Raw genomic sequence first — 17,968 nt, 5'->3', positions numbered from 1 at the left:
TCAGCTCCCGCCCGCGATCAGCGGGTCGTCGAAGAAGTAGTCGCTCAGCTTGTTAGGCGTCTGCTTGATCGCGCCGCTGTGCTGCATGAACTTGCCCAGCCCCAGCGTGTTCTGCGGCACCACGGTGAATTGCACTTTCGGGTCCTTGAGGATCTGCAACACCAGCGCGCGATCGATGCTCGAGCCATTGCGACGCAGAAAGATATCCGCCGCCTGTTCCGGATGCGCGGTGACAAAACGTGCCGCCTGATCCAGCGCAGCGACGAAGGCGCGATAGGTCTTGGGATTGTCGCGGCGGAATTTTTCGGTGGCATACAGCACCGTCGCCGACGAGGGGCCACCTTCGATCTCGTAGGAGCTGGTCACGATATGCGCGGCCGGGTTACGCGCCAGTTCCTGCTCCTGGAACGGCGGGCTGGCAAAGTGCGCAGTGATCTCGGTGCGACCACGGATGATCGCGGCGGCGGCATCCGGATGTGGCAATGCGACCTGCAGCGGATCCAGCTGATGGGTGCCCTTGTCGCCCCAACGTTGCTGCGAAGCGTGCTGCAGAAAACGCGACTGCACCGACACGCCGGTGGCCGGTACCGCAATCCGGTCCTGCGGAGTGAAATCGCCGATAGTTTTAATGCGGGGATTGTTGCTGATCAGGTAGTACGGAAAATTGCCCAGCGAGGCCACGCCGCGCACGTTCTGCCGGCCATGCGTGCGGTCCCAGATGGTGAACAACGGCCCGACACCGGCACCGGCGATATCGATCGAACCGGTCAGCAAGGCATCGTTGACCGCAGCGCCGCCGGACAACTGCAGGAACTGCACGTCGATATCCACGCCAGCCGCCTTGCCCTGCTGTTCGATGAGCTTTTGATCCTGCGCTACGTCCAGCAGCAGATAGACGATGCCGAACTGTTTAGCGACGCGCAGTTTTCCTTCTGCCTGCGCATGCGCGCTGAGCAGCAGCGGTAACGCGGCCAGAAGCAGCAACGCGACACGCCGGGAGAAACGTCGGCGCTGCGGAGCTGCGTGAGAAGTGACGGTCAAACGCATGCGGCGCTCCAGTCGAGAGGGGAGGGAAGATGCGTGTCTCACCACGCGTTACGTGCCGTGAGACGCGCTTGAGGCAGCGCGTTTCTAGAACGGCGCATCGCCTTCGATGGTGGTGCGGTTGAGCCGACGGCGCAGGTGATCCGGCGTGCCGGCGGCCAGATGCATCACCGAGCGGTTGTCCCAGAACACCATGTCGTGCGGCTGCCAACGATGCCGATACACCAATGCCTCGCGGGTGCTGTGTTCGAACAAAGCCTGCAGCAGCGCATCACTTTCGTCATCGGGCAAGCCGACGATGCGAGTGGTGAAATGTTCGCTGACAAACAGCGCTTTCTGGCCTGTCTCAGGATGCGTGCGCACGATCGGATGCTGCACCGGTGTCACCTCGGCGATCTGTTCGGCCGTCAGCGCCGGACGCCACGGATTGCGCGCACGCAGCTCTTCGTATTTGGCCAGATAGCTGTGCTCGGCGCGCAGGTCCTGCACCGCGTGCTTGAGCGCATCGGGCAAGGTTTGCCAGGCCAGATGCTGATTGGCGAACAAGGTGTCGCCGCCCTCGCTGGGCAGCTCTTGCGCGTGCAGTAACGATCCCAGGCTCGGCGTTTCCTTGTACGACAGGTCCGAGTGCCAGTAATGCCCGGCATCGCCCAGACCGATTGGTTCGCCGTTCTCCTTGATGTTGGACACCACCAGCACTTCCGGATGCCCACGCAACTGGAAATTGCGCAGCACATGGATCTGCAGCGGGCCAAAGCGCCGGCTGAAATCGACCTGCTGCGCTGGAGTGATGCGTTGGTCGCGGAACACCAGCACGTGGTGGTCCAGATGCGCTTGATGGATACGCGCAAAGGAGTCCGCATCAAGCGGTTGCGACAGATCCAGGCCGATCACTTCGGCGCCCAGCGGGGCATCGAATGGCACGATCTGCACGCCGGAAGCTTGCACTGTGGAAACCGCATCGCGCGGGGTCTGCGCACGCGCGGCGGAAGTGACGCTGGCCATGACGGTGGCACCTCGACGGCAACTAAAGGCCGCCTGGGCCGGCGACCGGACAGACCACTCTAGGCAGTCGTGCCGCCGCTGCGAACGTACGATTGGCAACGTGCTTATGCGCTGCAGGTATATGCGACCCGGCATGACGGGCGACGCAACTTGGCGCCACCCGATTCGGGCTCAACTGCTTTACGTCGATGAGTAGATATTGACGCAGCGCCGCCTGGGCAGCGCAGTCGCTTTGTGGTGCACTCTTATTCCGCCCGCAACGCCAATGCCGGCGGCGTGGACAGGATGCGCCGGGTGCCCGACCAACCGGCCAACAGACTCAGTGCCAGGCCGAAGGCGCCGCCGATCAGCAGACGCGGCCAATCCGGCGTCAACGCAATTTCGAACGCCTGGCGCCCAACCACCGCGCCGATCACCGCCGCTGCGGTCACCGCCAGCGTTGCCGCGAGCAAGCCGAGCGCGCCGAATTCCACCAGTACCGCGCCACGCAGTTGCCCGCGTCGCGCGCCCAGCGTGCGCAGCACCGCGCTGTCGTAGCGACGTTCGCCTGCGGTGGCCTGCAAGGCCGCCAGCAGCACCAGCACGCCGGCCAGCAGGCTGAAGCCCATCACCAGTTGCACCGCCTGCGCCACCTGGTCGATGACTTCGCGCACGCGGCCGAGGATGGCGTCGATATCCAGCACAGAGATGTTGGGATAGTCGCGGCTCAACGACGCCAGCTTGGGCGCATTGCCGGGTGGCAGATGGAAGCTGGAAATCAGGTTGTACGGTGCATCGCCGACCGATCCCTGATTGAGTAGCAGGAAGAAGTTGACCCGGAACGAATCCCAGTCGGCCTTGCGGATGCTGGTGACGGTGAAGCTGCGCTGCTGTTCGCCCAGCAACAAGGTGATGCGGTCGCCGAGTTTGAGCTGATACCGCTGCGCCCAGCCTTCTTCCACCGAGGCCTCCGGCGCGGTGCTGTCGGCGGCCCAGAATTTGCCTTCCAGCAAGGTGTTTGCGGGGGGGAATGCATGCCGCCAGGAGAAATTGACCGGGCGGTTGTCGCCGTCGCCATTGTCCTGTGGATCGCGGTCGCCGCGCGCAGGCGGTTTGTCGTTGATCGCCACCAGGCGCCCGGTCGAAAACGGCTCCACGGCCGCATCGTCCACGCCCAAGCCGCGCAGCGTCTGCAGCACCGGCGCGGTCTGTTCGGGCTGGATGTTCATCAGGAAATAGTTGGGCGTATCCACCGGCAGACGCTCGCGCCATTGCCCGAGCAGTCCGGGGCCGACCACGGCCAGCAGCAACAGCGCGCACAGCGACAGCGACAGCCCGACCAACTGCACCACGCTCAGCCCGCGCCGCCGCGTCAGCGAGGCCAGGCCCAACTTCCAGGCGCCACGCAGGCGATGCTGGATCGGCCGCAGCAACGTGAGCAGCCCGAGCCCCAGGGCCATCGCCACCAGCGCCAATGCAGCCAGCCCGCCCAGCACCCAGCCGGCCAGCACCAGATTGCCGGTGGCATAGACGGTCAGCGCCAGCGTGGCCGCCAACGCAGCGGCGTAGACCAGCAACGAGCTCGGCGGTACTGCGGCGAAGCTGCGGTTTAGCACGCGCATCGGCGGCACGTTGCGTAGCCGCAGCAGCGGCGGCAGGCCGAAGCCCAGCAGCAGTACCAACCCGATGCCGGCACCGGCCAGGGCAGGGGTGGCCTGCGGCAACGGCAGCCGGTTCGGAATCAGGCTGCCGAGCGCCTGCACCAGGCCTTCCTGCGCGAGCATGCCCAGGCCGATCCCGACCAGGCAGGCCGGGATCGCGGTCAACAGCAATTGCAGCGACAGCATCGCCAGAATGTCGCGCTGGCGTGCGCCCAGGCAGCGCAACACGGCAACGGTGTCGATGCGGCGCATCGCAAACCGGTTGGCCGCCAAGGCGGTGGCCACGCCGGACAACAGCACCGCCAGCAGCGCCGACAAGGCCAGAAAGCGCCCGGCGCGGTCGAACGCCGCGCGCATGCCGCGCTGGGTGTCTTCGATGCCGACCAGACGGTATTCGCTGGCGCGTGGCTTCAACCAGGCGCGCAAGTCGGCAATGGCCTCCGGCGCACCTGAGAACATCAGCCGGTACGAAGCGCGACTGCCGGGGCCGAGTAGGCCGGCGCCGTCGATATCGGCGCGATTGACCAACAACGGCGGCGACAACTGCATCAACTCGCCGGAGGCATCCGGTTCGGCACGCAGCACGCCGGCGATGGTGAGATGGCCGGCGCCGAATTCCAGCTGCTCGCCCACCCGCAGGCCCAGCGCCTCCAGCAGACGCGGGTCGGCATAGGCCTGACCAGCCGGCGGTGCGCTGGCGACGTTGCCTTCCGTGCCAGTGCTGTCCTTGGAGACCAGCAACTGACCCCGCAGCGGGTAGCCAGCGCCGACGCCGCGGATGTTGGCCATCTGGCTGGATTCGCCATGGAACAACACGCTGGGGAAGCTGACCATGCGCGTGCTCTGCAGCCCGCGCCGCTGCGCTTCAGCAGCGAAGTCGGCCGGGATCTCCTGGCGGCCGGTCACGCCCAGATCGCCGCCGAGCACTTCGGCCGCGCTGGAGGTCAGCGCCAACGTCACCCGGTCGACCAGCGTGCCGACCGCCGTCATCACCGCCACGCCCAGCACCAGCGCTGCGAACACGGTCAGCAGATCGCCGGCCAGAAACTCGCGGCGCACCGCGCGCGCGGCCTGTCGCAGCACGTTCATGCGGCCGGACCGGTCTGAGCGTGCAGGCGGCCGCTGTCGATGCGGTAGATGTGATGGCAGCGCTGGGCCAGCGTCATGTCGTGGGTCACCAGCACCAGGGTGGTGTCGCTGGTGGCATTGAGCGCGAACAGCAGGTCGCTGATCTGCGCGCCGGTGGTCTGATCGAGGCTGCCGGTGGGCTCGTCGGCGAACAGGATGCGTGGCTTGCCCACGAATGCGCGTGCCAGCGCCACGCGTTGCTGCTCGCCGCCGGACAGCTGGCGCGGGTAGTGGCGCGCACGTGCGCTCAGGCCCACCGCCTCCAGCACCTCGCGCACCCGCGCCGGATCTTCGCGCCCGGCCAGTTCCAGCGGGAGTGCGATGTTTTCTTCGGCGGTCAGTGCCGGCAGCAGATGGAAGCTCTGGAATACGAAGCCGACTTCGCGCGCGCGTAGGGCGGCACGGGCTTCTTCGTCGAGCTGGCCCAGATCCTGGCCGGAGAGCGCGATGCTGCCGCGGCTGGGCAGATCCAGCCCGGCAAGCAGGCCGAGCAGGGTGGTCTTGCCCGAACCGGATGCGCCGACAATGGCGATACTGTCGCCTTCACTGACCGTCAAGCTCACGTTGTCGAGGATGTGGAGTGTTCCCTCCGGTCCACTGACGGACTTGCCGACCTCGCGGACGTCGATGGCGGTGCGGGTGCTGGAGCGGGGGGCCAGACTGTCGATGAGGAATCTCCGAATGCGTGAAAGAACACTGCGATATGGCGCGCTGGTCCTGTGGCTACTGACACTGTCCCTGCTTGCGCCGGGAATTGCCTCTGCCAAAAGTCCGGTGGCAACCGCACCGATCCTGGTCGTGGGCGACAGCTTGAGCGCTGCGCACAACATCCCGGTGCAGTCCGGCTGGGTCACTCTGCTGGACCAACGCCTGAAGCGTGACATGGCGACGCCACCGGCGGTCGTCAATGCCAGCATCAGTGGCGAGACCACCTCCGGCGCATTGACGCGGCTGCCCGGCCTGCTGCAGAAGCACCGCCCCGGCGTGGTGGTGATCGAACTCGGCGGCAACGATGCGCTGCGCGGGCTGACCCCGGCCCAGCTCAAGGGCAATCTGGAAAAGATGATCCAGCTCAGCCAGCAGGCCGGCGCAAAGGTGCTGCTGCTCGGTATCGATGTGCCGCCGAACTACGGCCCGGCCTACCGCGAACGCCTGAAGGCGACCTATGCCGACCTGTCCAGACAGTACAAAACCGCGCTGGTGCCGTTCTTCCTGGAAAAGGTCGCGCTACAGCCGGGGCTGGTGCAGGCCGACGGCTTGCATCCGACCGCTGCGGCCCAGCCGAAGGTGCTGGAAACGGTCTGGCCGGCCCTGCGTCCACTGCTCGGTCGCTAGGCGTCGTCTGTCACAGAACGTCGCCGGTCCTTCACGCCCTTTCCACCGTCGATCCGGCATGTTTCACAAAGCTGAAGACCGAGGAAAGTCCATGCGTCAGACCAAGGAAACGTCCGGCCTCGTGCTGGTCGTCGAAGACAATCGCAATATCTCCGAAATGATCGGCGAGTACCTGGAAGGCCGTGGCTTCGAGGTCGACTATGCGCAGGACGGACTGGACGGTTATCGTCTGGCCGCCGAGAACAGCTACGACGTGGTCGTGCTGGATCTCATGCTGCCGCGCCTGGACGGCATCGAAGTGTGCCGCCGCCTGCGCAACGACGCACGCAAGTCCACCCCGGTGCTGATGCTGACCGCCCGCGACACGCTGGACGACAAGCTCACCGGCTTGGGCTTCGGCGCCGACGATTACCTGACCAAGCCGTTCGCGATTCAGGAACTGGAAGCACGCCTGCGTGCCCTGATCCGTCGCGAGCGCCGCCAGGTGGGTTCGGAAGTGCTCAAGGTCGCCGACCTGGTGCTCGATCCGGTCAGCATGCGCGCCACCCGTGCCGGCACCGAGCTGCAGCTCTCCCCGATCGGCCTGCGTCTGCTCACCATCCTAATGCGCGAATCGCCGCGTGTGGTCACCCGCCAGGAAATCGAGCGCGAGATCTGGGGCAATGGGTTGCCGGATTCGGACACCTTGCGCAGCCATCTGTACAACCTGCGCAAGATCATCGACAAGCCGTTCGATCGCCCTCTGCTGCACACCGTGCAAAGCGCCGGCTATCGCATCGCCGACATCGCCCAACCAATGGCCTGATGTCACCGGCCGGTCGCCTTCTGGCGGCCGGCTTTTCCTGTAGGCGCTCACGCGCCGCTCGCTTCCGCGTGCTGCCGGCTGGTTGCACGACGGGCTCACGGAAGCGTTGCCTCTAATCCGGCGCTCTCCCTGGATGCCGCAATGCCGCACGGGCTCCCACGAAAAATACGTCTCGCCTTCCTGTTGCAGGTCGCACTGGCGAGTCTGGCGATCGTCCTTGGCGGCTATCTGATCTCCTTCGTGATCAAGTACAGCCTGGTGCGCACCGTACTGGCCGACGAGGCGGTGCATTTTTGGCGCCTGCACAAGAGTGCGCCGAACAACCCGCCGCCGAATACCCGCAATATCCAGGGCTATTTCTCGCCTGCCGGCAAGCTCGGCGACAGCGCACCGCCGGTATTGCAACGGTTGCCGCGAGGCTTCAGCGAAGTGGCCGCTGCCGACGCGCTGGTGTATGTCGATCAACGTCCGGAAGGGCGCTTGTATCTGGTATTTTCGCGCTCGCGCGCCGCCCATCTGACCTTGTGGTACGGCGTGGTGCCGGCGATCGTGGTGTTGCTGTCGATCTACGGCGTGTCGTGGTTTACCTATCGCATCTCCAAACGCCTGGTATCGCCGATCAGCTGGCTCGCACGGCGCGTTTCACAGTGGGACCCGCGCAATCCGGATGTGGATGAGTTGGCACCGGAGCGATTGCCCGCCGAATTGCAGGGAGAAACACGGCAGTTGGCCGCAGCGTTACATGCGCTGGGGCAACGGGTCAGCGACCATGTTGCGCGCGAACGCAATTTCACCCGCGATGCCAGTCATGAATTGCGCACGCCGCTGACGGTGATCCGCGTGGCCAGCGACATGGCCTTGGCCGACGACGAATTGTCGCCGCGCACGCAACGCAGCCTGCGCCGTATCCAGCGTGCCGGCCACGATATGGAGGCGGTGATCGATGCGTTTCTGATCCTGGCACGCGAGGCCGAAATCGACCCGCAAAGCGAAACCTTCGACGCCGCCGAACTGGCCAGCGAAGAAGTCGACAGCGCGCGTGAATTGCTTGGCGACAAGCCGGTGTCGTTGCAGATGGTCGGCGACCGCAGCCTGCAGATGTTCGCCCCGCCGCGAGTGATGCGCGTGGTGCTGAGTAATCTGTTGCGCAATGCCTGTGCCTACACCGACACCGGCAGCATCGAAGTCGAAGTGACCCAGGACCGCATCATCGTGCGCGACACCGGCATCGGCATGAGCGAAGAAGCACGTGCACGTGCATTCGAGCCATTCTTCCGCGCCGATCCCACACGCCCGCAGGGCACCGGGCTGGGCCTGTCGATCGTGCGCCGGCTGTGCGACCGCTTTGGTTGGCGGATCGAATTGCATAGCGAAGCCGATGTGGGGACGTCGGTGGCGGTGGTGGTGGCCTGAGGACGTCTTTTGTCGGCCGATCTGCCTGGTCTTACTTCTGCTCCAACACAGGTGCCACCGCTGTGCGCCAGATCGCGTAACCGTCGGCAGTCATGTGCAGCATGTCCTCGCGAAACAGCTCGGCGCGCGGTTTGCCGCTGGCATCCAGCATTGGCGTGTAAACGTCCACGTAGTCCACGCGCGGCAGCGGCGCGAGTGCGTCCTTGATCAGGCGATTGGCAGTCACGATTGCCGGCAGCAAATGCGCGCGCGACGGGCTGGGTTTGATCGACAGATAGCTGATGCGCGCCTTGGGCAGATCGCGCCGAATGCGCATTACGAATGCCAGCACGTCGTCGCGCACCTGCTCCGGCGTACGGCCGCTGTTGAGATCGTTGTCGCCGGCATACAGCACCACCTGGCGCGGCGCGTAGGGGAGCACGATGCGGTCCGCGTACCATGTGCTGTCGCGCACTTCCGAGCCGCCGAAGCCGCGATTGATCACCGGCTTGCCAGGAAAGTCCTGCGCCAAGGTGTCCCAGAAACGGATCGACGAGCTGCCCACGAATACGATGCCGTGCTTGGGTGGCGGCTGCTGCGCGTCGCTGTCGGCAAAGCGCTGCATGTCGTTTTCCCATGCGGCATTGGAGACCTGCGCCGGGACTTGCGGCGCGGTGTGTGGGGTGTCGGCGTGGACGTGGCCGGACAACAACGCAAGGGCGCACAGCAGTGTGCGCAAGGGATGCTTGATCATGCGAGAGGGCCTGCTGCAGTGAAGCGGACCGCCATGGTGCGACAGGCTCGAAGCGGAGGGCAAACCCGTTGGCTTTCAGGGCGTAGCATCGCTTTGCGCGCAGATCGCTTCGCCGGGCCAGACCCGACCATGCGGCAGATGCTGCGCCTTGCGGCAGCATCCGACTGCCTTGTAGGCCCAACGCCACCTGTTCGGACAGGTGTCACGCCCTGGCGGTGCGCAGCGCCACGGTGCAAAATTCGGCCTTTCCTGAGTAGCGACCACACCATGCGTTCGATCCGTCCCCTGATACGCCCTTGCGGCCGGAAGCGCTGACGCGTGGCCGATCAACTGGGACACGTGCCGCGCGGCCCGCGCCGCATGCTCAAGGCGGCAATCTGGTCGTGGCAGGGATTGCGCGCGGCATGGCTGCATGAATCTTCGTTTCGGCTCGAGGTCTGCCTGGCCGTGGTGCTGGCGCCGCTGGGGCTGTGGCTCGGTCAGTCCGGTCTGGAGCGCATCGCGCTGATTGCGCCCTTGCTGATCGTGCTGGCCGCCGAATTGTTGAATTCCGCGATCGAGGCGGTGATCGAGCGCTACGGCCCGGAACACCATGTGCTGGCCGGCCGCGCAAAGGATATGGGCTCGGCGGCGGTGTTCTTGCTGCTGATCAATGTGCTGCTGTGCTGGGGGCTGATTCTGTTGCCGCGGGTGTTCTGAGAGCGATTGGTCACGCGCGCGCCGTGGCAGCCAGGCCCTTGTAGGCGATTGCTTAGCGAAAGCGTGGAGACGTACATGGCGATGCGACGCATCAGAGCGTGGGTGTGTCGGCGGAAGAGCCCGGCGTTCGTGTGGCGCGTAGTGACTCTCTCTACCAGTTGTCAGCCTCTGTCGCGCCTAGCGACCGTGCGCACACCGATGCGTTCGAACTGACATTGTTCTTAATTCGAGAACTGATCGCCCAGCGGAACAACCCGCCAGTCGTACGCATGTGTATGCCGGCTTGACTTGCTACATGGCATGCTGCAGCTCTTCTTAAACGGAACTCGCCTGCATGCCTGTCCTGATTCGCGCCCTGGTGTTGCTGATGCTGACCGTCTCGCTGTCCGGTTGCGGTTACAACGCGATCCAGCAGAAGGAAGAAGGCGTGAAGGCAGGTTGGTCGGAAGTGCTGAATCAATATCAGCGCCGCGCCGATCTGATTCCCAATCTGGTGCGCACGGTGCAGGGCTACGCCCAGCAGGAGCGCCAGGTGCTGACCGAGGTGACCAATGCGCGCTCGCGCGTCGGGCAGATTCAGGTCAACGCCGACGACGCAGCGTCGCTGAAGAATTTCCAGCAAGCGCAGGGCGAACTCGGCAGCGCGCTGTCGCGCCTGCTGGTGGTCAGCGAGAATTATCCGCAGCTGAAATCCGACCAGTCGTTCCGCGATCTGCAGGTACAGCTGGAAGGCACCGAAAATCGCATCACCGTGGCGCGCGGTCGTTATATCCAGACGGTGCAGGAGTACAACACCTATATCCGTTCGTTCCCGCAGCTGATCACCGCCAAGATCTTCGGGTATCAGCCCAAGCCAAATTTCACTGTGGAAAACGAAGCGCAGATCTCGCGTGCGCCGCAGGTGGACTTCGGTAATCAACAGGCGCCGCAGCAGCAGCCCGTGCCGCAGCAGCAGCCTGCGCAGTAAGTAATTGCGATTTGCGCAGCATCAAACACTGCGGGGTTGGCCGCACGGCATGTCGAGGCAATTGTTAGGTTAGCCATGTCGATCTATCTATCGTCCGCTTGCTCAACCAACTTTCAGAAGCTGGGCATCAAGCCCCTCTCCAGCGGGAGAGGGGTTGGGGTGAGGGTACGGGGCGAAGCCTATGTGTCGTCTAACTGCACGAGGCTTCGCTCGTACCCTCATCCGCCCCTCTGGGGCACCTTCTCCCGATGGGAGAAGGGAACGGCTGAGTTTCAGTACTCATCAGGTAGGAGTTAGCTAATGCGGCAAACGCACAGATGGGTCTTGTGGATGATGGCGCTACTGCTGCTGCCGACATCGCTGCTGGCCCAGGACCTTGCAGCCATTCCGCCGCTACGCTCGCCAGTGGTCGATGTCACCGGCACATTGGATGCCACCCAGATCCAGCAGCTGGAGCAGCAGGCGCTCGCCTTGCAACAGCGCAAGGGCGCGCAGTTGCAGATCCTGATCGTGCCGACCACCCAGCCGGAGGCGATCGAGCAATACACCCAGCGCGTGTTCGACCAGTGGAAGATCGGCCGCAAGGGCGTGGACGACGGTGTATTGCTGCTGGTGGCCAAGGACGACCGCCGCGTGCGCATCCAGCCCGGTTACGGCCTGGAGGGCGCGATTCCCGACATCACGGCCAACCGCATCATCCAGGAGTATCTGGCACCACGCTTCCGTGAGGGTGACTATGCCGGCGGTATCAGCGCTGCGACTGCGACGCTGGCCGGTTTGATCGAGGGCGAGGCCTTGCCCGCGCCGGTCAGCGGGCATGCCGATGGCGGCTTGGGCAATGGCTCGGGCGGTGGCGGCGGCTGGATCATGGCGTTGTTCATCGGCTTTGTCGTTGCAATGGTGGCGCGCGGCATTCTTGGTGCGTTGCCACGGCCGCTGCGCGCGTTGCTGACCGGCGTCGCAGCCGGCGGTGCCGCACTGCTCTTCACTTCACTGTTGTTTGCCAGCGTTGGCGCTGCGGTCATCGGGCTGCTGGCGGGGCTGGCATCCGGATCGCCGGGGCGCTTTGTCGGCGGCGGTGGCTGGGGCGGCGGCGGGTTCGGCGGATTTGGGGGCGGCGGCCGTGGCGGGTTCGGCGGCGGTGGTTGGGGTGGTGGTGGCGGGTCATCGGGAGGCGGTGGCGCCTCGGGGAGCTGGTAATGCGTTGGCTCAGGCATGTCTTCGCGCCCTCGGCGCAGCGTAGTTTCCCGGCCAGTTGCATGGACGCGATTGCCGCAGCCGTTGCAGCCAGCGAGCGCACCCACACCGGCCAGATCATGGTGGCGGTGGAAGCCGATCTGCCGCTGAGCGCGCTATGGCGTGGGCACACCGCCCGGCAACGCGCCGAACAGGCCTTTGCGCAATTGCGCACCTGGGACACCGACGCCAATAACGGGGTGCTGCTCTATCTGCTGCTGGCCGACCACGCCATCGAAGTGGTGGCCGACCGCGGCCTGCGCCGCCAGGTCCCGGACGCGCAGTGGGCGGAGGTGTGTCGGCGCATGCAGGAATTCCTGCGCGGCGGTGAGCACGAGGCGGCGGTGCTGGCCGGGATCGAGGCGGTGACCGAGCTATTGAGCGAGCATTTCCCGGCCGCTGCAAACGCGCAGCATGAAGACGAGCTGCCCGATCGTCCCCAGCTCTTAGGCTGAGCGCGTGCGAGATGTCAGAATAGACGCCTCGCTTTTTTGTGATCCGCGGTCCGCATGATCTATCTGCACGCCATCGACCCCATCGCCTTCTCGCTTGGCCCGGTGCAGGTGCACTGGTACGGGTTGATGTACCTGGCCGCGTTCTTCTCCGCCTGGGCGCTGGGCCGCTCGCGCATCCTGCGCGGCCGCCTGCCGGGCGTGGACATGGACGGATTTTCCGACCTGTTGTTCTACGGCATGCTCGGTGTGGTGCTGGGCGGGCGCATCGGCTACATGCTGTTCTATGCGTTCGACAGCCTGCTGGCCAACCCGCTGATTTTGTTCAAGGTGTGGCAAGGCGGCATGAGCTTCCACGGCGGCCTGCTGGGGGTGTTGATCGCCTGCGGGCTATGGGCGCGCAAGCACCGGCTGCACTTCTTCGATGTGATGGATTTTGTGGCGCCGCTGGTGCCGTTGGGTCTGGGCTTCGGGAGGCTCGGCAATTTTGTCGGCGGCGAGTTGTGGGGCAAGTTCACCCAGGCCGGATGGGGCGTGATCTTCCCGCTTGCGCCGGAATTGGCCGGCCAGTTGCCGGCACAGATTCAGGCGCAGTACGCCAGCGGTGCGTTGAATCAGTTCGCGCGCCATCCCTCGCAGCTCTACGAAGCCGCGCTGGAAGGCGTGGTGATGTTCGTGGTGTTGTGGGCGTTCTCGATGAAGCCGCGTGCGCGTTATGCGGTGTCGGGGATGTTTGCGCTGCTGTATGGGGTGTTCCGCTTCATCGTGGAATTCGTGCGCGTGCCCGACGCGCCGATCGGCTACCTGGCCTTCAACTGGCTGACGATGGGGCAGATCCTGAGTCTGCCGTTGATCATCGGCGGGCTGGTGTTGTTGGCGATGTCGCGCCGCGCGCCGGTGTTGCAGCCGGTAGTGGTGGACACCGCCGTGGCGGGAGCTGCCAAGTGAAGCCGTATCTGGACCTGCTGCAGCATGTGCTGGAACACGGCGCCCAGAAGTCCGATCGCACCGGCACCGGCACGCGCAGCGTGTTCGGTTGGCAGATGCGCTTCGACCTCAACGACGGCTTTCCGCTGGTCACCACCAAGAAGCTGCACGTGCGCTCGATCATCCACGAGCTGCTGTGGTTTCTGCAGGGCGACACCAACATCGGCTATCTCAAGGACAACCAGGTCCGCATCTGGGACGAATGGGCCGATGCCGATGGCAATCTCGGCCCGGTCTACGGCAAGCAGTGGCGGCGCTGGACCGGCCCGGATGGTGTGGAAATCGACCAGATGCAATGGCTGGTGGACGAGATCAAGCGCAACCCGGATTCGCGCCGGCTGGTGATCAGCGCCTGGAACGTGGGCGAGCTGCAGCAGATGGCGCTGATGCCCTGCCACAGCCTGTTCCAGTTCTATGTGGTGAACGGCAAGCTCAGCTGCCAGCTCTATCAGCGCAGTGGCGACATCTTTCTGGGCGTGCCGTTCAACATCGCCAGCTATGCATTGCTGACGCATATGGTGGCGCAGGCCACCGGGCTGGGCGTGGGCGATTTCGTGCACACCTTGGGCGACGCACATCTGTATTCGAATCACTTCGAGCAGGCGCGCGAGCAACTGACGCGCACACCGCGCGCGTTGCCCACCTTGCGCTTGAATCCGGAGGTGACCGATCTGTTCGCGTTCCGCTTCGCCGACATCGCCATCGAGGGTTACGACCCGCATCCGGCGATCAAGGCACCGGTTGCGGTGTGAGCGGCGGTCGCATGATGCGATCGGCCTGCGCTGTATGCTGACGTATGAAAATCACCTTGATCGTCGCCTTCGACCGCAACAACGCCATTGGCCGCGATAACGAATTGCCGTGGAAATTGCCGGACGATCTGAAGCGCTTCAAGGCGCTGACGTTAGGCAAGCCGATCCTGATGGGGCGCAAGACCGCGCAGTCCTTGGGGCGTGCGTTGCCGGGGCGCTTGAATCTGGTTCTGACGCGTTCCGCGCAGGTGCCGTTCGAGGGCATGCAGGCGGTGGCTTCGGTCGATGAAGCGATTGCGCAGGCCGATGCGGCCGGTGCGCAAGAGCTGTGCGTCATCGGCGGTGGCGAGGTGTATCGCCTGACGATGGAACTGGCAGATGTTCTGGCCGTGACCGAGGTCGCCACGATCGTGGAGCAGGCCGACACCCACTTCCCGCCGATCAACCCGGCCGTGTGGGAACCGGTACAGCGCGAGCGACACACGGCCGATGCCCGCCATGCATTCGCGTTCGATTATGTGGACTATCACCGGCGCTGAGGCATGCGCGTTGCTGAAAGACTGATCGCTGCAGTGCGCAGTGGCGCGTGCGTTGAATGATCGGTTGGTCGCTACCGCCGCATCACGTTCAAGCAACCAAGCGCGGCTGACACAACGAGTGCGTGGATGCAGGCGAAACGTCAGCGCACTCAGGAATGGAACACTCAGGAATAGAAGCTGGGCGTCGGCGGCTGCTGCCGCAGCGCCCATTCGCCGAGTTCGCGCAGCTTGTAATCGACCGGGTCGTGCAGTGTCTGGGTACGCAGGTTGCGCCAGTAGCGGTCCAGCCGCAGCGCGGCGTGGGTGGCGCGCGCGCCGGTGACTTCGAACAGCTTGCTGCAGACCTCCAGCCCGACCCGGGTGGTGGCGACCTTGGCGGCAGCCACCGCCAACGCGACCTGTGCACGTTCGTCGCTGCTCAGTGCGTGTTCCTTGCGCCAGGCGGCATCGAGCAGTTCGGCGGCGCGGCCGGTGAGTAGCCGGGCACTTTCCAGGCCCAGCCAGAACTCGCCGTAATGGGCCAGGATGTAGGGGTCCTCGCTGGCCTGTTCGACACCGGAGCGATGCCAGGCGCGGGCTTGGGTCAGGGTGTAGGTGCGCGCTTCTTCGAACGCACCCTCGGCAATCCCCAGGAACAGATGCGCGAACAGCAACTGCGCGATCAATGGGCGCAGACAGGCGAACGGTGTGCTCAAGGGGCCGGGATCGAGCAACAGTTCGCTTTCTTCCACGCGCACGCGTTCGAAAGTGGCGCTGCCGCTGTCGGTCTGGCGCTGGCCGATGTTGTCCCAGTCGTGGCCCAGCGAGATGCCGCTGCGCGCAGTGGGAATGGCGCCGATCAACAGTTTGCCGCTGCGTTCGTCCAATGCGGAGGCGATCAGCATCTGCGAGTCGATCGCGCCGGAACAGAAACTCTTTTTGCCGGAGAACTCGCGCCAGCCGTCGTGGTGCACGGCGACGGTGCGGGTATCCAGCGGATTGAGGGCGTTGCCCCAGAACCAGTGCGCGCGCGCGGTCTGTTCCAGCCACGGCCGCCACTGTGCTGGCTGGCCGAACAGGCGCACGGTGGCCAGCATCAAATGATGGAAGCCGAAGACATGCGCGATGGAACTGTCGACCTTGGCGAATGTGCGCACGATCTGCAGCACCTCGCTCCAGCTGGCGCCGAGCCCCCCGTACTGCACGGGAATGCTCAGCGCGAGCAGGCCGCTGGCGCGCAATGCATCGCGTTCGGCCTTGGGCGTGCCGCCGCGTGCGTCGCGTTCGACCGCGGTCTCGGCGAATTCGGCCGCCAGGCGCTGAGCGGTCTGTAGCGGAGTGAGCACGGACGGTTGTGGTGGGAGGCTCGTCATGCGCGATGGCCTTGTCGGATGGGAAACAGTGCGGTCAGTGCGGGTTGACCAGTAGCAAAGTGTTGAGTGCTGATGATCGGGGCGGCAGCCAAGCAGGGTCTTGCGCCTGCATTCCAGTTCGGCAGACGCGTCAGGCGTGGCGAGCAAAACGGCTGTGCGCTCATCAGATCGGCATGCACGGTACTCGGAATCTCATGTGCCACGCTTGCATGACGTCGTCTGCGACTTGTCCAAGGCCGGCCGACGGCCGTTCTCGCGCCTGATCATCACTTCAAAATACATGAATGTCGTGCAGCGCCGCGAGCAGGGTCTGGCGGGCCTGACGCAGTGCCGGTTCGTCGGCCTGACGGTCGCGCGGACGCGGCGTGTCCAGCTGCAGTGCATGCGCAATCGATCCGGGCTGGCCGCCGATGACAATCGCACGGTCGCTCAGGTAGACCGCTTCTTCGATGTCATGGGTGACCAGCAGCACGCTGAAAGCATGCTCGCCGGCCAGGCGCAGCAACAGGTCCTGCAGCTTGATGCGGGTGAACGCATCCACCGCGCTGAAGGGCTCGTCGAGCAGCAGCACGCGCGGTTGTCGATATAGCCCGCGGGCCAGCGCCACGCGTTGCGCCTGGCCGCCGGACAGTTGCTTGGGCAGCGCGCTTGCGTAGTCGAGCAGGCCGACCTCGCCCAGCAACTGCTGCACGCGTGGAGATTGCCGCGCCGCAGCTGGTGATAGATCGCTTTCGTCGGCAAAGGCGACATTGGCGGCCACGTCCAGCCACGGCAGCAGGCGCGGTTCCTGGAAGATGAAACCGATGCGCCGGTCGACCCCGCGCACGCGCGCGCCATCCAGCAGCACCTCGCCGGCGTAATCGCGTTCCAGACCGGCCACGATGCGTAGCAGGGTGCTTTTGCCGCAACCGCTGGCGCCGATCAGGCTGACGATCTCGCCCGGTGCCAACTGCAGCTCGATGTCGCGCAGCACCTGGCGCGCGCCGAACTGCTTGCCGGCGATGCGCAGCTGCAGGCCGGTGCTGCTCACGTGTGGTTTCCTGCATGACCAGGCACGCTGCGGTTCTGCAGATTGTCGCGCCAGCGCAAGGTGCGCGATTCGATCGCCTTGAGCACGCTGTCGCTGAGTTTGCCGAGCAGGGCCAGCAGCACGATCGCGCCGATCACGATGTCCGGCCGCGAGGTTTCGCGCCCGTCGCTCAATAGATAGCCCAGCCCGCGCGTGGCGGCAATCAATTCGGCCGCCACCAGAAACATCCAGGCCAGGCTCAGGCTGGTGCGCAGCCCGGTGAAGATGGACGGCAGCGCCGCCGGCAGCAGGATCCGCCGCACCAGGCGCGGTTTGGACAGGCCGTAGCTTTCGCCCAGTTCCACCAGCGTGCGGTCGACCTGGCGCAGGCCGCTGACCACGCCCAGATACACCGGGAAGAACGCGCCGATGGCGATCAGGGTGATCTTCGGCGCCTCGTCGATGCCCATCCACAGCAACAGCAACGGTACCCAGGCCAGGCTGGGCACCGCGCGCAGCGCCTGAAAGCTGGGGTCGATCAGCTGTTCCAGCCAGCGGCTCAGTCCAACCCCGACGCCGATCAGCAAGCCCAGGCCGGCGCCGATGGCGAAGCCGGCCAGCACCCGCAACACGCTGGCGCCGATATGGCTGGCCAGCCCGCGGCCGGCCTCGTCTGCCAGCGTGGTCAGGATCTGGCTTGGCGGCGGCAGCAGGTAGCGCGGTGTCCAGCCGAGCGCCGAGGCGATTTCGAGCGCGCCGAAGAAGCTCAATGGCAACAGCCAGCCGAGGCTGCTGGCCGGCAGTCCGAGTCGCAGTCGCGACGGCGCCGTGGTCGGTAAGCTGCGCGCAACGCGCAAGGAAGTCTCGTTCAT

18 protein-coding genes are annotated in these 17,968 nt (G+C 65.2%); 10 read left to right on the top strand and 8 right to left on the bottom strand.

All coding sequences use genetic code 11. The features are described 5' to 3' along the window. The 4 genes from FFY45_RS05100 to FFY45_RS05085 all read right to left on the bottom strand — a co-directional run bounded on the left by FFY45_RS05100 (position 1) and on the right by FFY45_RS05085 (position 5,380). Positions 1-1,047: an ABC transporter substrate-binding protein gene (locus FFY45_RS05100; RefSeq protein WP_176339605.1), complete on the bottom strand. Its 1,047-nt coding sequence runs from the start codon at positions 1,045-1,047 to the stop codon at positions 1-3. 84 nt (positions 1,048-1,131) lie between these two features. Beyond that, positions 1,132-2,049 (bottom strand): TauD/TfdA dioxygenase family protein, encoded by a 918-nt coding sequence (locus FFY45_RS05095; RefSeq protein ID WP_176339604.1) that lies wholly within the window; start codon positions 2,047-2,049, stop codon positions 1,132-1,134. A gap of 245 nt (positions 2,050-2,294) precedes the next feature. Then, on the bottom strand, positions 2,295-4,778 hold the full coding sequence (locus tag FFY45_RS05090; RefSeq protein ID WP_176339603.1) for an ABC transporter permease: 2,484 nt from the start codon (positions 4,776-4,778) through the stop codon (positions 2,295-2,297). Then, positions 4,775-5,380 carry an ABC transporter ATP-binding protein gene (locus FFY45_RS05085; protein WP_343204085.1) on the bottom strand — a complete coding sequence of 202 codons (606 nt, stop codon included), beginning with the start codon at positions 5,378-5,380 and terminating at the stop codon, positions 4,775-4,777. Before FFY45_RS05085 ends, FFY45_RS05090 begins: the two co-directional genes overlap by 4 nt. A 103-nt stretch (positions 5,381-5,483) precedes the next feature. Between FFY45_RS05085 and FFY45_RS05080 the strand changes: the two genes are divergently transcribed. The 3 genes from FFY45_RS05080 to FFY45_RS05070 all read left to right on the top strand — a co-directional run bounded on the left by FFY45_RS05080 (position 5,484) and on the right by FFY45_RS05070 (position 8,370). Continuing rightward, on the top strand, positions 5,484-6,152 hold the full coding sequence (locus FFY45_RS05080) for an arylesterase (RefSeq protein ID WP_176339601.1): 669 nt from the start codon (positions 5,484-5,486) through the stop codon (positions 6,150-6,152). A 91-nt stretch (positions 6,153-6,243) separates the two neighbouring features. Then, entirely contained in the window at positions 6,244-6,957 is a 714-nt protein-coding gene (locus FFY45_RS05075) for a response regulator transcription factor (RefSeq protein ID WP_002811889.1), read from the top strand. A 141-nt stretch (positions 6,958-7,098) separates the two neighbouring features. Continuing rightward, the gene (locus tag FFY45_RS05070) at positions 7,099-8,370 is read left to right on the top strand and encodes a sensor histidine kinase (protein WP_176339600.1); all 1,272 of its coding nucleotides are present in this window, start codon (positions 7,099-7,101) and stop codon (positions 8,368-8,370) included. Between the two features lie 31 nt (positions 8,371-8,401). On the opposite strand, the gene FFY45_RS05065 is transcribed toward FFY45_RS05070, so the two are convergent. Further along, positions 8,402-9,103: an SGNH/GDSL hydrolase family protein gene (locus FFY45_RS05065; protein ID WP_176339599.1), complete on the bottom strand. Its 702-nt coding sequence runs from the start codon at positions 9,101-9,103 to the stop codon at positions 8,402-8,404. 318 nt (positions 9,104-9,421) lie between these two features. Between FFY45_RS05065 and FFY45_RS05060 the strand changes: the two genes are divergently transcribed. The 7 genes from FFY45_RS05060 to FFY45_RS05030 all read left to right on the top strand — a co-directional run bounded on the left by FFY45_RS05060 (position 9,422) and on the right by FFY45_RS05030 (position 14,735). Beyond that, on the top strand, positions 9,422-9,802 hold the full coding sequence (locus tag FFY45_RS05060) for a diacylglycerol kinase (protein WP_023902762.1): 381 nt from the start codon (positions 9,422-9,424) through the stop codon (positions 9,800-9,802). A 334-nt stretch (positions 9,803-10,136) separates the two neighbouring features. Continuing rightward, entirely contained in the window at positions 10,137-10,769 is a 633-nt protein-coding gene (locus FFY45_RS05055) for a LemA family protein (RefSeq protein ID WP_176339598.1), read from the top strand. A gap of 300 nt (positions 10,770-11,069) precedes the next feature. Further along, on the top strand, positions 11,070-11,969 hold the full coding sequence (locus FFY45_RS05050; protein WP_176339597.1) for a TPM domain-containing protein: 900 nt from the start codon (positions 11,070-11,072) through the stop codon (positions 11,967-11,969). Continuing rightward, a complete protein-coding gene (locus FFY45_RS05045; RefSeq protein WP_176339596.1) occupies positions 11,969-12,460 on the top strand; it encodes a TPM domain-containing protein in 492 nt (163 codons plus the stop codon). The genes FFY45_RS05050 and FFY45_RS05045 overlap by 1 nt, the downstream gene beginning before the upstream one ends. A 54-nt stretch (positions 12,461-12,514) precedes the next feature. After that, entirely contained in the window at positions 12,515-13,405 is an 891-nt protein-coding gene (gene lgt, locus FFY45_RS05040) for a prolipoprotein diacylglyceryl transferase (protein WP_176339595.1), read from the top strand. After that, entirely contained in the window at positions 13,402-14,196 is a 795-nt protein-coding gene (locus FFY45_RS05035; RefSeq protein ID WP_176339594.1) for a thymidylate synthase, read from the top strand. The genes lgt and FFY45_RS05035 overlap by 4 nt, the downstream gene beginning before the upstream one ends. 44 nt (positions 14,197-14,240) lie before the next feature. Then, positions 14,241-14,735, top strand: coding sequence for a dihydrofolate reductase (locus tag FFY45_RS05030; protein WP_176339593.1), 495 nt, complete (start codon positions 14,241-14,243; stop codon positions 14,733-14,735). Positions 14,736-14,899: 164 nt separating this feature from the next. Here the strand turns inward: FFY45_RS05030 and FFY45_RS05025 are convergent, their stop codons facing one another. The 3 genes from FFY45_RS05025 to FFY45_RS05015 all read right to left on the bottom strand — a co-directional run bounded on the left by FFY45_RS05025 (position 14,900) and on the right by FFY45_RS05015 (position 17,968). Further along, on the bottom strand, positions 14,900-16,087 hold the full coding sequence (locus FFY45_RS05025; protein ID WP_176339592.1) for an acyl-CoA dehydrogenase family protein: 1,188 nt from the start codon (positions 16,085-16,087) through the stop codon (positions 14,900-14,902). Between the two features lie 271 nt (positions 16,088-16,358). Next, positions 16,359-17,117, bottom strand: a complete 759-nt coding sequence (locus FFY45_RS05020; protein ID WP_176339591.1) for an ATP-binding cassette domain-containing protein — start codon at positions 17,115-17,117, stop codon at positions 16,359-16,361. Then, positions 17,114-17,968, bottom strand: a complete 855-nt coding sequence (locus FFY45_RS05015) for an ABC transporter permease (protein ID WP_176339590.1) — start codon at positions 17,966-17,968, stop codon at positions 17,114-17,116. The genes FFY45_RS05020 and FFY45_RS05015 overlap by 4 nt, the downstream gene beginning before the upstream one ends.

It is taken from the genome of Xanthomonas hortorum, assembly GCF_011305375.1.
Taxonomy (GTDB): domain Bacteria; phylum Pseudomonadota; class Gammaproteobacteria; order Xanthomonadales; family Xanthomonadaceae; genus Xanthomonas; species Xanthomonas hortorum_E.
Note: the sequence above shows the minus strand (reverse complement) of the source record. Positions and strands in the feature narration are given on the sequence as shown.

Bases quoted from the DNA above. Each gene is read 5' to 3' on its own strand.
- FFY45_RS05100 (WP_176339605.1), bottom strand. From the start codon at position 1,047: ATGCGTTTGACCGTCACTTCTCACGCAGCTCCGCAGCGCCGACGTTTC.
- FFY45_RS05095 (WP_176339604.1), bottom strand. From the start codon at position 2,049: ATGGCCAGCGTCACTTCCGCCGCGCGTGCGCAGACCCCGCGCGATGCG.
- FFY45_RS05090 (WP_176339603.1), bottom strand. From the start codon at position 4,778: ATGAACGTGCTGCGACAGGCCGCGCGCGCGGTGCGCCGCGAGTTTCTG.
- FFY45_RS05080 (WP_176339601.1), top strand. From the start codon at position 5,484: ATGAGGAATCTCCGAATGCGTGAAAGAACACTGCGATATGGCGCGCTG.
- FFY45_RS05075 (WP_002811889.1), top strand. From the start codon at position 6,244: ATGCGTCAGACCAAGGAAACGTCCGGCCTCGTGCTGGTCGTCGAAGAC.
- FFY45_RS05070 (WP_176339600.1), top strand. From the start codon at position 7,099: ATGCCGCACGGGCTCCCACGAAAAATACGTCTCGCCTTCCTGTTGCAG.
- FFY45_RS05065 (WP_176339599.1), bottom strand. From the start codon at position 9,103: ATGATCAAGCATCCCTTGCGCACACTGCTGTGCGCCCTTGCGTTGTTG.
- FFY45_RS05055 (WP_176339598.1), top strand. From the start codon at position 10,137: ATGCCTGTCCTGATTCGCGCCCTGGTGTTGCTGATGCTGACCGTCTCG.
- FFY45_RS05050 (WP_176339597.1), top strand. From the start codon at position 11,070: ATGCGGCAAACGCACAGATGGGTCTTGTGGATGATGGCGCTACTGCTG.
- FFY45_RS05045 (WP_176339596.1), top strand. From the start codon at position 11,969: ATGCGTTGGCTCAGGCATGTCTTCGCGCCCTCGGCGCAGCGTAGTTTC.
- lgt (WP_176339595.1), top strand. From the start codon at position 12,515: ATGATCTATCTGCACGCCATCGACCCCATCGCCTTCTCGCTTGGCCCG.
- FFY45_RS05030 (WP_176339593.1), top strand. From the start codon at position 14,241: ATGAAAATCACCTTGATCGTCGCCTTCGACCGCAACAACGCCATTGGC.
- FFY45_RS05025 (WP_176339592.1), bottom strand. From the start codon at position 16,087: ATGACGAGCCTCCCACCACAACCGTCCGTGCTCACTCCGCTACAGACC.
- FFY45_RS05015 (WP_176339590.1), bottom strand. From the start codon at position 17,968: ATGAACGAGACTTCCTTGCGCGTTGCGCGCAGCTTACCGACCACGGCG.